The organism is Mucilaginibacter jinjuensis (assembly GCF_028596025.1).
Taxonomy (GTDB): Bacteria; Bacteroidota; Bacteroidia; order Sphingobacteriales; family Sphingobacteriaceae; genus Mucilaginibacter; species Mucilaginibacter jinjuensis.
Genome location: NZ_CP117167.1, coordinates 5,059,367 through 5,071,670, shown reverse-complemented (window position 1 = coordinate 5,071,670; position 12,304 = coordinate 5,059,367). Strand labels below are relative to the sequence as shown.

The window sequence follows — 12,304 nt, the reverse complement described above, 5'->3', positions numbered from 1 at the left end:
ATCTCGTCGCCAATGCTTATTCAATCTGTATAGCTACGAGATTGCTTCGTCGTTCCTCCTCGCAATGACAAATTTGTTTTTTGTTCCCCCTTTAGGGGGTTAGGGGGCTTAGTCTTTCTTTACCGTTGCCCTAATCAACGAATCCTTCTGCGCTTGTGTAAGCTTGTAATTAAATTTGTATAAAGCGCCTTCCCAATCACCATAAGATGGGTTTGGCAATACAATATACTTATTGCCAAATTTTTGTTTCAATTGCTGAGTAGTAGCTGTGCGATTATCTTCTGAAGGATGGTTGTCATACAGGGCATCGAAATCGGCCAGGTTATCTCCGCAAAGCAACACAATATTATAATTAGCCAGTACTTGCTGACGGCGGGTTTCTTTGCTCGATGATTTGCCTTTTAACAATAAATGGCTATCATCTGCAAATGGTAGGTTGTAGCGTTGCAGGTTTTTAAGCGTTCCGGCACGTTCGTCTTCATCACGGTTGGTAATGTAGAAAACCGTTACACCTTTTGATGCTGCATATTTAAAAAAATCGGGAGCGCCGGGTACGGTATCGCAGGCTGCTTGTGCAGTCCATTTTTTCCAGGCAGTGCTGCTAAATTCTTCGTTATGTAAACCTGCGCGAGCACCTTCGGGGCTGTTATCCAAAAGTGTCTCGTCAATATCTGTAACTACGGCTAATGGTTTGCCATTGGCTTGCTTAGTAGCCTCATCAATACGCAACTTAGCCACATTATAAGCCTGAAAACATAATGCTTTGTACTCAGCAGCACGTTGTTGAAATATGGCTGTCCATACTTTGCCATCGTTGGCTATTGAAGTACTTGCAGCCGGTGTGCTTGCTGTTTTGTGTGAAGTGCCACAAGCCGAAAGCAATGCTATGCAGCTGATGAGGTAGATATTGAGTTTTTTCATATTGATGCTATTCTGTTTCGCCCGACAATTTTAAGATTTTTTGTTCTAAGTCTTCAGAAATGCGAAAGTTAGTTGCCTTTATTTTTGTTAAGATATGTTTAATGTTGCTTACGTAACCTTCAACTTTGGCTTGTAATAGTATACCTATGGTTCCGGTGTAATCAATATTTAACTTCTGCGCTAATTTTCGGGCCTTTAGATCATCAATGATCAATAAACTTCTTTTATGTTCTATTGCCAAATTAATTGCGCTGGCTTCACCCGGATCTACATTTGCGCTTATGATATCGGGTGATAATACATTAATTGCATTTTTAATAGTAACCCATTCGGGTAAATGCATACCATATTCTGCTGCTATTACAGAAGTAATGGTAATTTGCCCATAAAGTGATTGAAGTAAATGGAGCTCGTCTATTTTATGGAGTAAAATTAAACAGCTGGTATCAGCTATGATAACGTCCTGCATTCTTGAAGTCGTTATCTAAGTCGTCGACAGGGTGGTTGAATATCGAAACTCCATACTCGCCCAATAAATCCATAAAGGTCGCTTTAGAATAACCCGCCACATCTGCAGCCTGGCCCAATGATAATTTTCCCACATGGTATAGCTGTGCCGCAAGAGCTGTTATCACCTCTTTTTGCGACATATCTATACTGTCAGGTAAATTGATCTCTAAAGTCATAATTTAAAGATAGGGAATTTTCGTAATGCTTACAACAACTCCGGCCTTATCTTATCTGTAAACTCCTTAGCAAACTTGTTAAGCTTCGGTTGAATTATGAATGAGCAATAAGGCTTATTGGTGTTATCGTTAAAATAGTTTTGATGATAATCTTCTGCTTTGTAGAAGACATCGGCAGGCACTACGTGCGTAACAATAGGCTTATCGAAAACCTGCTCGTCGCTAAGCCTTTTAATCATGGCTTCGGCTTGTTGTTTCTGCTCGTCGTTATGGTAAAATACGGCTGAGCGGTATTGGGTGCCCACATCATTACCCTGGCGGTTTAGCGTGGTAGGATTATGGGTTTTAAAGAAAATTAGCAATAATTCGTCGAAACTTAATACATCGGCATCAAATTCTATCTCAATGGCTTCGGCGTGGCCGGTATCGCCATTGCAGATCTCCATGTACTTCGGATTTTCTGTTTTCCCGCCTGTATAGCCCGAGGTTACAGATGTTACACCTTTTAATGTTTGAAATATAGCCTCTGTACACCAGAAGCAACCGTTTGCAAATGTTGCCTTTTGTAAGTTCATTGTTGATATATATAACTATTACAGGCTGCTTTTGATTTAAGTATCTGAAATTTTGGCAGATACCCTAAATGCTAAGAACCCAGTGCATATACTACAATATTTACGCCGAACTTGGTATTATCCTCGGCCAAGAACCTTTTGTTGCGGAAATCGTAATCCCATTCGCAGCCATAGTCTTTATTACTATAGAGTACTGCTATGCGACCGTTGATCTCGATGGCTTTTAAATAATCGTGTACCAGGTCATCACCCCAGCCATTAAGTTCGAAAGAAGTATTTGGAGGCCCTTTTTCGAAAGTGAAAAAAGAGCGGTAGATAGCATGATTATTAGGGATTTTCTTCAAAGCATTAGGCCCGAAGAGCGAACTCATTTGTGCTTCAAATGATTTGGCAAAAAGCCCGTCTATGTCATGGTTGCAGTCATCGGCAAAAACGAAGCCGCCATTTTCTACATATTTTTTAAAGTTGGCGCGTTCAACGGCATCAAATTGTACCAGTTTATGCCCGCTTATATAGGCGAAAGGATAATTAAATATTTCGTTACTGCTTAGCGCAACTACCTTCTCCTTAGGTTCAATAGGTATAGTAGTATACTCTATTAAGGAGTTAAGTATATTGGCTGGCATACGTTGGTCGGTATCCCAATCGCCAGAGTGATAACTAAAACGGGCGAACGTAAATTTTTTTCCTACAGACATTATTCTTAAAACTCTAAAATTACTACAATATTCTTGCTAAAAAACGCAATAGGTTGCGTCTGTTGTAATTTTTTGGATACTTTATTTAATTTTTTATAACAAACCATTGTATTTACCTTAAAACAGCAATATCTTGTGTCAGAAAATTAACACATCCAAATTTTTAAACGCAAAATAACTTTGGAACTTACCGAAAACAATATAAAAACGCTGTTGGCCAAGCTTCCACAGCTGAAAAACGAAATCCAGAAAGTAATAGTAGGCCAGGATGCCATATTAGACGAACTGCTGGTTGCATTTTTAGCCGGCGGACATTGTTTGCTGGAAGGTGTACCAGGGCTGGCAAAAACGCTGACTGTCAAAACCATGTCGCAGGCACTGCACCTATCGTTCCGTCGGATCCAATTTACGCCCGATTTGATGCCTACTGATATTCTGGGTACCGAAATTCTGGAAGAAGACCACGTTACCGGTAAGCGTTTCTTTAAGTTTAACAAAGGCCCTCTGTTTGCCAATATTGTTTTGGCCGATGAGATTAACCGTACCCCGCCTAAAACCCAGGCTGCCTTGTTAGAGGCGATGCAGGAGTTTGAAGTTACTTACGGCGGACAAACTTATCCGCTCGATAAACCTTTCTTTATCCTGGCTACCCAAAACCCGATTGAGCAGGCCGGTACATACCCGTTGCCGGAAGCCCAGCTCGATCGCTTTTTGTTGCTCATTAAAATGGGCTACCCAACAGATCAGGAAGAGTTTGAAGTATTGAACCGCACCACAGGTACCCGCAAGGCCGAAGTTTTGCCAGTTATAAGCGCAGAAGAAATTATGCAGGCGCAAGCCCTGGTTCGCCAGGTTACCATCAGCGAAGATCTGATCAGGTATGTAAGCACGCTAATTCGCGCTACACGCCCGGATACTACTAATATTGATTACGTAAAAGAATGGGTCCGCTGGGGAGCAGGCCCGCGTGCCGGCCAGGCTTTGATATTAACAGCTAAATCGCGCGCATTATTAAAAGGCCGTTACGCTGTATTGATGGAAGATATTCACGCCATGGCACAACCGGTACTGCGGCACCGTATATTAATGAACTTTAAAGCAGAATCTGAAGGTATTACTTCTGATGCCGCAACACTGGAGTTGATTAAACTGGTGGAGAGGCCGAAAGCACTTTAAGAGAGAGCCAGGAAACAAGAGACAGGAAACAAGACGGGGAGCTTTATAACTTGAAACTCGCTACTCATAACTCACAACTAAATTAAATGCAACTCGACCCTAAAGTATTAATGACCATTAAAACTTTGCCATTACTGGCGAAAACGGTTATTGATGGCTTTATGAATGGTTTTAATAAAAGTACCGTAAAGGGCCCGGGACTGGAGTTTAGCCAATACCGTAGCTACCAGCCGGGGGATGATCTGCGTTGGCTGGATTGGCGTATGTTTGCCCGCTCAGACAGGTATTACATCCGGGAATCAGAAGTGGAGACCAGTATTTCTGTGAAGTTTCTGGTAGATGCCAGCGCATCGATGAACCATGATGATAACGGGATTAAGAAGATCGACTATGCCCGTTTCTTAGCAGCTTCGTTAGCTTATTTGGTAAACTTACAGGGCGACGCTGCCGGTTTATATGTGTTTCAGGATGGTGGGTTATTTACGCTTTCATCAAAGGCAGATCCGCAGCATTTGCAGCGTATTTATTATCAGTTGGATCATATCAAAGCTAACGGAACCTTTACCAAGCCTGCACATTATAAAGAACTGTTTGCAGGATCGGGTCGTAAAGAATTATTGGTTTTTATAACCGATATGTACCAAACCGATGGCGAGATCTACAAAGTGCTCGATTCGCTGGCTGCCATGAAACACGAGGTAATTGTGTTTCACCTGATGGGTAAAAACGAACTGGATTTCGATTTTAAAGGCTACTCAGCACTGGAAGATCTCGAGACAGGCGAAACCATTGAGATAGATACCCAGCAAGCCCGCAAAACATATAAAGAAACGTTAGATTCACATTTAGCGTCTATTAGAATGCAACTGATTGCCAAACATATTGTATACCGCATGATTGATACCTCGCAGCCGCTTGATGAAGCTTTGAGGGCATTTTTGGTGCAACGGAAGAAAGGGATATAAGTTGAGAATGGCACAACAATATAAAAAAATTGTCATTGCGAGCGATAGCGTGGCAATCTCGTCGGTATACATCAACGAAATGCATTGGCTACGGGATTGCTTCGTACCTCGCAATGACAAAGGAGAGAACATACTATAATGCTTCAATTTTTAAATCCAATATGGTTTTTTGCTGCGGCCGCGATACTTATCCCGGTGGTTATACACTTGTGGAATATCAAGCCGGGCAAGGTTTTAAAGGTTGGCAGCACCTCGCTTATTGTATCGGCATCGCGCAAAAGCAGCCGTAGCTTTAAGTTGCTGGATATTTTGTTATTGTTGTTGCGCTGTCTGCTACTATTATTAACAGCTATTCTGTTAACGGCACCTATCTGGCAAAAAAAGATCACCGCAGCCAAAGTAAAAGGCTGGGTTTTATTACCGAAAGAGAACTTCAGCGAAGGCTATCAGCATTATAAAACCAGTATAGATTTACTGACCAAACTGGGTTACGAGTTTCATTACTTCAATCCCGGTTTCCCAAAGGCTGATCTCACTAAATTATTGGCCGAAACTAAAGACCTTAAAACTTTAGATACTGCCGCAAAACAAACTACAATCTATTGGAATTTGTTGAGCCAACTCGACAGCCAGTTACCAACTGATCGCCAGGTTTATCTGTTTACGCCAAACAGTGCCAATCATTTTGTAGGCGATAAACCTACTTCGTCTCTTAACCTCCACTGGCAAACTTATACCCCTGCCGATTCGGTAAATACCTGGGTGCAGGATGCCTGGTTTAATAATAACAATACGGTTAAGGTTGTACAGGGTACCAGCAAACCATCTGGCACTACTTATGATTATTTTAACATTCAGGCCGATAAAGGAGATGCAAGGTTTGCGGTAAACGTAAATAACGGCCAGCCCGAAGTGAGTTTGGTGAACAGCAAAGACAAAGCAGTACCTGTTGATACCACTACTTTACGCATTGCCATCTACACAGATCGTAACACTGCCGATGCCGGTTACCTCAAAGCAGCTTTAGATGCCGTGGCACAATTCACCCAGCGAAAAACCGTTATTAAACAATACACCAGTGCCAATGCAATCCCGGTAGGGCAGACTTGGATTTTCTGGCTATCTGAGCAACCATTTGCTGCTCGCTTATTACAACAGCATACTAAGATATTTGCTTACCAGGTAGGTAAGGCACAATCTGTAAATACCCGCATCAGTTCGGTAAGTGATATTGCCTTGCCGGATGGATCCGAACAAATCCCTTTATTTAAACTTATTGGTGCCACGCATCAAAAAGGAGAGATCATCTGGCACGATGGTTTCGGTCGCCCGGTTTTGGATATGGAGAAACAGGATAATGCCGAGGTATACCATTTCTACAGCCGCTTTAGCCCAACCTGGAATGATATGGCCTGGAGCAGTAGTTTCCCTAAGCTGATGTTACAATTGGTTAACGTGCCATCTAAAAATACAGTAACAGATCAGGATCGCCGTAGTCTTACTAATGAGCAGATCCAACCAATTAAAATAGAAGAAACACATGTAGTGGCCGACAAATTCACAGTGCAAAATGAATTGGGTAAATATTTCTGGTTGGCTTTAATTGTGGTATTTGTGATAGAAAGATGGCTGGCAACACGTAATAAAATGGTAAGTAATGGCTGAGCAAGCAGGACTACATAAAATAAAGGCTTTACAGCAACGCTGGATTAGCTACCAGATAGCGGCAGATGTATTATTATCGGCCTCTGTAGCCATTCTGCTGGGCAGTGCTTTGCATTATATTTTCGGTGCGTCGTTCATCTTGGCGGTGCTTATCTTCTTGGTGATTTTCGGTGTATTGTCTGCCATTCGCCGCCCTTGGAAAATTACCATTAAATCGATACTAAGTTTCTTAAACCAAAGTTATCCAGAACTGGAAGAAAGCAGCGAACTGGTACTAAAACCCGCCGGTACGCTTAATTTATTAGAAAGCCTTCAATTACAAAAAGTAGAGCAGGCATTGCACCAGGTTCCGGGTACGCCGCAGCAATTCGGTCGTCGCTTAAAGCAGGCCGGTATTTTTGTGGTAGTAGCCTTGGTGCTCAGTTTTATACTGGCTAAGCTGCCTGTTAAATGGCATGCGGCTATGGGTAAACTGGTGACAGATACGATGGGCGTAAGTGCGAAGAATTTGCCACCAGAAAAGATTCTACCCTCAATTAAAACCACCGGTTTAACCGTTACACCTCCGGCTTACACCAACCGCCCGGCTCGTAAACAGGATAGATTTACTTTGGATGTTGAAGAAGGATCGACCGTAAAATGGAATATTCAAACCAATATCGATGTAAAACAGATCTCGCTAATCTTTAACGAGCATGAGGTTTTGAAGATGCAATCGGGCTCGGGTAAATCAGACTGGCATCTTTCTAAAATAATTACTACACCGGGCTTTTACCAGGTGAGTGTAGATGGTAAACTGTCCGACCTTTATCCCGTAACCGTTATTAAAGATGCGCCGCCGGTTATCAAAATCAACACACCAAAACAATACACTCATATCGATGCGGGCGAAGCGCCGAAGGTTACCATTAATGCTTCGGTAAATGATGATTATGGGATTAGCAATGCCATCATCAATGCAACCGTAGCTAAGGGTAGCGGCGAAGCGGTTAAGTTTAAAGAATATAAACTCAATTTTAGCGAGGCTTTCGGTGCACATAGCCGTCAGTATAATCTGCAAAAACTGGTTGATCTGCCTTCGTTAAATATGGAACCGGGCGATGAGCTGTACTTCTACATCCAGGCTCAGGATACCCACCAGCAAACAAGTCGTACCGATGTTTATATAGTTTCGATACAGGATACTGCGCAGCTGTTAAGTATGGACGGATTGGTTGCAGGGGTAAACGTAAAACCAGAGTTTTTCAGAAGCGAGCGTCAGATCATCATTGATTCGCAAAGCCTCATCCACGCTAAAGATAGTTTGAGTAAGGAAGAGTTTAATAAACGTTGTAATGATTTAGGTGCCGATCAAAAAATGCTGCGCCTGCGGTACGGTAAATTTTTGGGCGAAGAAGATGAATCGAAAATTGGAGAAGAAACCAACAGCGATTTAAGCAAGGCCGAAAACTTTAGCAATACCGCCATGATTATGGATGCTTACACCGATAAGCACGATAATGCCGAAGATGCTACTTTCCTGGAGCCTGCCGTAAAAGAGCAACTAAAAGCCACGCTGACCGAAATGTGGAAAGCCGAGCTGCAATTGCGCATGTACAAACCTCAAGATGCTTTGCCGTTTGAATACAAGGCTTTACGCTTACTGAAAGATCTTCAACAGAAATCACGCTCGTACGTGGCTAAAACCGGCTACAACCCGCCGCCATTGAAACTGGAAAAACGCATGACCGGCGATTTGAGCAAAATTGCGGAGCCAATCAATCACGAAGACATTAAAAAACAAGACGACCAATTTGAGACGTTGAAAAAGGCGGTAGTCGTATTAGAACAGTTAAAAACTGATCCTAAATTAAACGCTATCGATCAGCATACTTTACAAGTGGCTTCGGCGCAGTTAAGTGTTAAGGCAACCGCACAGCCGGGTATTTATTTAACTGCTGTAAGTGCCATGAAACAGATCGTAAATTCGGGCAAAGCCACAGAAAATAATATTGCAGTGGTAGAGAAGGCTATTCAACGTGCATTGCCTTTAAACCGTGCATTGCCGCAATCATCAAGCTCCTCGGCCGATATTGGCTTGTCGCAGGGCTATTTTAAAAATCTAAACCGCATAAACAGATAGTAAATGAACTGGACTTATATCGTTTTACTTATTTGTTTAGTGGTTGCCGTATTTGCCGTTTGGCGCGAAGTTCAGCGCGAAAGCAAGCGCAATTTAATTTGGCGTTTAGTAGCAGTATTGGTAGCCATAGCCGGTTTAGCTTGTATTATTTTGCCGATTACTTATGAAGGCGATATCAGCCTGAACGAAAAGAATCAAGCTGTTTTACTGACGGAAGGATATAACGCTGATAGTATCAGTACTATCAATTCACCCCGAATTTATACGTTGAGCAAATCCATCAAAAAAAATTATCCAAAAGCTGTATTGATTAGCAGTGTTGATGATTTAACAGAAGCCAAACCCAGCATCGGCAGTTTACAAGTTTTTGGTTATGGTTTAAGCGAAGATCAATTAGTACAACTGCATAATCTCCCTGTTCAATATCATTCGCCTAAAGTACCTAATGGCATAAGTTCTGTAAGCTGGAATGCCCAATTAAAAACAGGTGAAAAATTAAACGTACAGGGCTCGTTTAACAATACTACTGATAAAGCTGTTAAAGTATCATTAAAAGGATTAGGCACTACGGTTGATTCTGCTTTTATACAGGCAAACACATCTGCAACATTCGATTTAAATACTACACCTCGTCATGCTGGCCGTGCGGTTTATCGTTTAATCAGCACTACCGATGCCGATACATCGGCAAATGAAAGTATCCCGGTTACGGTTGATGCCATTAAGCCGCTCAAGATTTTAATGTTGGCCGGTTCGCCAAATTTCGAGGATAAATTTTTGAAAAACTGGTTGACTGAAAAAGGATACGGTGTTGCCGTTCGCTCTGCCATCAGTAAAGATAAATTTAGCCAGGAGTTTGTGAATATAGAACAGCAATCGCTGGCGCATTTAACACCGGGCTTGCTCGAGAAATTCGATATTATACTGAGTGATCTTGAAGTTCTGAAAACATTAAATGCTTCTGAAAGCGCAGCCTTAAAACAGGAAGTATTACAAAAAGGTTTAGGCATTATTGTCCGCGCCGATAGTACTGCACATTCTGATTTCTGGCTACAGCAAGATTACCCGGTTACCAAAGTTTCTACAGCAGGGCAGGTGGTTACTTCGTTAAAAATACAGGGTCAGGATGTGGCAAGTGGTAAGCTATTGCTTGATCCTATTTACATTGCCGCACAAAATTATACCCAGCCGCTGGTTTTCGATCAACAAAATCATATTCTGGCCAGCAGCAGCCTGGCGGGTAGTGGTAAAGAAGTTTTTACCGTGCTGAATGCCACACACAACTGGATGCTGAGTGGCGACGAAAATGACTATACCGCACTATGGTCGCTGCTGATTACTAAAGCTGCCAAGCATACGCCAAGCACCGAACAATGGTCGGTTGTTAATAGCGTACCGGCAGTAAATAGCCACACTAAATTTCAACTCGAAACTTCGGCAAGCCAACCTGAAATCAGGATCAATCAGACTAAAATTGCAATTGAACGCCAGGCCGAGCTTCCTTTTGTATGGCATGCCACTTACTGGCCGCAACATGCAGGCTGGCAACAGGTTCAGCAAGGTACAGGTGTGGGGCAATGGCTGTTTGTTTATCCGCAAAATGAGTGGGCCAGTTTAAAGTATGCCGGTATGCTACGCGATACTAAAAAATATGCCGCTGCTTTTGATCGCGAGCAATCTGTAACAAAACAAATACACCAAAAAATACAGATTCCGGTATCTAAAATATATTTTTATATACTGCTTTTATTGGCCTGCACATACCTCTGGGCCGAGGCCAAATTTGCAGCCTGAACCAATTAGAAGAAACTATTAACTAAACTATATTAACTAAGCAAAACAAAGGAGGATTAACCTTGAGACGTAGAGACTTTATTTATCTTTCGGGATTAGGAGCCGGGTCTGCGATGATTGCTAACTCTGCCTTTGGTAAATCAATTTACCAGGAGCAGCTATTAACAACTATCGACATTCGCGCCAAAAAAGAACTTGCCGATGTTGCCCTTAACACAGCGAAAGCTAAAGGTGCATCGTATGCCGATATCCGCATTGGTCGGTATCTAAACCAAGCCATTGTAACCCGCGAAACCCGCGTGCTAAACGTTGCCAACTCCGAGTCGTTCGGTGTGGGTATCCGCGTTTTGGCCGATGGTTGCTGGGGTTTTGCGGCCGGTAACACCGTAACTAAAGAAGGTGTTGCCAAAATTGCAGAGCGTGCAGTTGCAGTAGCAAAAGCCAATGCCAAATTAGGCAGCAAACCGGTACAACTGGCCCCGCAAAAAGGCTTTGGCGAGGTAAGCTGGAAAACACCTATCGAAAAAAACGCTTTCGAGGTGCCTATTAAAGAAAAGATTGATTTATTGCTTACCGCCAACGGTGAGGCTATAAAACTGGGTGCAAACTTTGTTAACTCAACAATCTTCTCTATTAACGAGCAAAAATATTTTGCTTCTACAGATGGTTCATACATCGATCAGGATATCCACCGCTTGTACCCTAATTTCCAGGTAACCAAAATAGACCGCGATTTGGGTGCTTTTGAAACCCGTGCGGCTCTAAGCTCACCAGTGGGTATGGGTTACGAGTATTTAACCCCAAGCGAATCTGAAAAAGTACAAGGTGTGGTAACGCGTTACAAAAACCGTTACGACATGATTGAGGATATTAAAAACGCTACCAAAAATGCAACTGAAAAAGTGGCTGCCAAATCGGTAGAGCCGGGTAAATATGACCTGGTACTCGATCCGTCTCACCTTTGGTTAACCATCCACGAGTCTGTAGCCCACCCGACTGAGCTCGACCGTGTATTGGGTTACGAGGCAAACTATGCAGGTACCAGCTTCCTGTCATTAGAGAAACTGAAATCGGGCAATTTCCATTTCGGTAGCAAAAATATGAATATCGTGGCCGATAAGCTGCAAGCAGGTTCACTGGGTGCTGTAGGTTATGATGACGAGGGTGTTAAATGCGGTAAGTGGGATCTGGTTAAAGATGGTGTGCTGGTTAATTTCCAGGCCATTCGCGATCAGGCGCACATGATTGGGTTAGATCATTCGCAAGGCTGCTGCTACGCACAAAGCTGGGATGATGTACAATTCCAGCGTATGCCTAACGTATCATTACAACCGGGTAAAGAAAAACTGAGCGTTGATGACATGATTAAAAATGTAGAGAAAGGTATCTACATTGTAGGTAACGGTTCATTCTCTATCGATCAGCAGCGTTATAACTTCCAGTTTGGTGGTCAGCTGTTCTACGAGATCAAAAACGGAAAAATTGTAGGCATGTTAAACGATGTGGCTTACCAGGCAACAAACCAGGAGTTCTGGAACTCGCTTACTGCTGTTTGCGACCAGAGCGATTACCGTTTGGGTGGTGCATTTAATGATGGTAAGGGTCAGCCAAGCCAGTCTAATGCAGTATCGCACGGTTCGTCAACCGCACGTTTTAATGGAGTTAACGTAATTAATACTAAACGAAAAATCGGATAATTAAT

Annotated in this window: 11 protein-coding genes; 6 read left to right on the top strand and 5 right to left on the bottom strand. The window is 42.7% G+C overall.

Going from position 1 to position 12,304, the window contains the following annotated elements:
* Positions 1–108 precede the first annotated feature (108 nt).
* The 5 genes from PQO05_RS21865 to PQO05_RS21845 all read right to left on the bottom strand — a co-directional run bounded on the left by PQO05_RS21865 (position 109) and on the right by PQO05_RS21845 (position 2,880).
* A complete protein-coding gene (locus PQO05_RS21865) occupies positions 109–921 on the bottom strand; it encodes a 5'-nucleotidase, lipoprotein e(P4) family (protein WP_273629576.1) in 813 nt (270 codons plus the stop codon).
* A gap of 7 nt (positions 922–928) precedes the next feature.
* Complete coding sequence (locus tag PQO05_RS21860; RefSeq protein WP_273629575.1) at positions 929–1,390, bottom strand: PIN domain-containing protein; 462 nt, start codon at positions 1,388–1,390, stop codon at positions 929–931.
* Complete coding sequence (locus PQO05_RS21855) at positions 1,368–1,607, bottom strand: UPF0175 family protein (protein WP_273629574.1); 240 nt, start codon at positions 1,605–1,607, stop codon at positions 1,368–1,370. The genes PQO05_RS21860 and PQO05_RS21855 overlap by 23 nt, the downstream gene beginning before the upstream one ends.
* 29 nt (positions 1,608–1,636) lie before the next feature.
* Positions 1,637–2,182 carry a peptide-methionine (S)-S-oxide reductase MsrA gene (gene msrA / locus PQO05_RS21850; RefSeq protein WP_273629573.1) on the bottom strand — a complete coding sequence of 182 codons (546 nt, stop codon included), beginning with the start codon at positions 2,180–2,182 and terminating at the stop codon, positions 1,637–1,639.
* Positions 2,183–2,253: 71 nt separating this feature from the next.
* Positions 2,254–2,880: a DUF4159 domain-containing protein gene (locus PQO05_RS21845; protein WP_273629572.1), complete on the bottom strand. Its 627-nt coding sequence runs from the start codon at positions 2,878–2,880 to the stop codon at positions 2,254–2,256.
* A 180-nt stretch (positions 2,881–3,060) separates the two neighbouring features.
* Here PQO05_RS21845 and PQO05_RS21840 point away from each other — a divergent pair, with 180 nt between their 5' ends.
* The 6 genes from PQO05_RS21840 (at position 3,061) to PQO05_RS21815 (ending at position 12,299) form a co-directional block, all read left to right on the top strand.
* Positions 3,061–4,056, top strand: a complete 996-nt coding sequence (locus PQO05_RS21840) for an AAA family ATPase (RefSeq protein ID WP_273629571.1) — start codon at positions 3,061–3,063, stop codon at positions 4,054–4,056.
* A gap of 86 nt (positions 4,057–4,142) precedes the next feature.
* Complete coding sequence (locus PQO05_RS21835) at positions 4,143–5,021, top strand: DUF58 domain-containing protein (protein ID WP_273629570.1); 879 nt, start codon at positions 4,143–4,145, stop codon at positions 5,019–5,021.
* A gap of 138 nt (positions 5,022–5,159) precedes the next feature.
* Complete coding sequence (locus PQO05_RS21830; RefSeq protein ID WP_273629569.1) at positions 5,160–6,686, top strand: BatA domain-containing protein; 1,527 nt, start codon at positions 5,160–5,162, stop codon at positions 6,684–6,686.
* A complete protein-coding gene (locus PQO05_RS21825; RefSeq protein ID WP_273629568.1) occupies positions 6,679–8,808 on the top strand; it encodes a hypothetical protein in 2,130 nt (709 codons plus the stop codon). Before PQO05_RS21830 ends, PQO05_RS21825 begins: the two co-directional genes overlap by 8 nt.
* Positions 8,809–8,811: 3 nt before the next feature.
* Complete coding sequence (locus PQO05_RS21820; protein ID WP_273629567.1) at positions 8,812–10,602, top strand: hypothetical protein; 1,791 nt, start codon at positions 8,812–8,814, stop codon at positions 10,600–10,602.
* A 62-nt stretch (positions 10,603–10,664) separates the two neighbouring features.
* Positions 10,665–12,299, top strand: coding sequence for a TldD/PmbA family protein (locus tag PQO05_RS21815; RefSeq protein ID WP_273629566.1), 1,635 nt, complete (start codon positions 10,665–10,667; stop codon positions 12,297–12,299).
* Positions 12,300–12,304 lie beyond the last annotated feature (5 nt).

What these genes read in the sequence shown, in the direction of transcription:
- PQO05_RS21865 (WP_273629576.1), bottom strand. Translation starts at nt 921, where the DNA reads ATGAAAAAACTCAATATCTACCTCATCAGCTGCATAGCATTGCTTTCG.
- PQO05_RS21860 (WP_273629575.1), bottom strand. Translation starts at nt 1,390, where the DNA reads ATGCAGGACGTTATCATAGCTGATACCAGCTGTTTAATTTTACTCCAT.
- PQO05_RS21855 (WP_273629574.1), bottom strand. Translation starts at nt 1,607, where the DNA reads ATGACTTTAGAGATCAATTTACCTGACAGTATAGATATGTCGCAAAAA.
- msrA (WP_273629573.1), bottom strand. Translation starts at nt 2,182, where the DNA reads ATGAACTTACAAAAGGCAACATTTGCAAACGGTTGCTTCTGGTGTACA.
- PQO05_RS21845 (WP_273629572.1), bottom strand. Translation starts at nt 2,880, where the DNA reads ATGTCTGTAGGAAAAAAATTTACGTTCGCCCGTTTTAGTTATCACTCT.
- PQO05_RS21835 (WP_273629570.1), top strand. Translation starts at nt 4,143, where the DNA reads ATGCAACTCGACCCTAAAGTATTAATGACCATTAAAACTTTGCCATTA.
- PQO05_RS21830 (WP_273629569.1), top strand. Translation starts at nt 5,160, where the DNA reads ATGCTTCAATTTTTAAATCCAATATGGTTTTTTGCTGCGGCCGCGATA.
- PQO05_RS21825 (WP_273629568.1), top strand. Translation starts at nt 6,679, where the DNA reads ATGGCTGAGCAAGCAGGACTACATAAAATAAAGGCTTTACAGCAACGC.
- PQO05_RS21820 (WP_273629567.1), top strand. Translation starts at nt 8,812, where the DNA reads ATGAACTGGACTTATATCGTTTTACTTATTTGTTTAGTGGTTGCCGTA.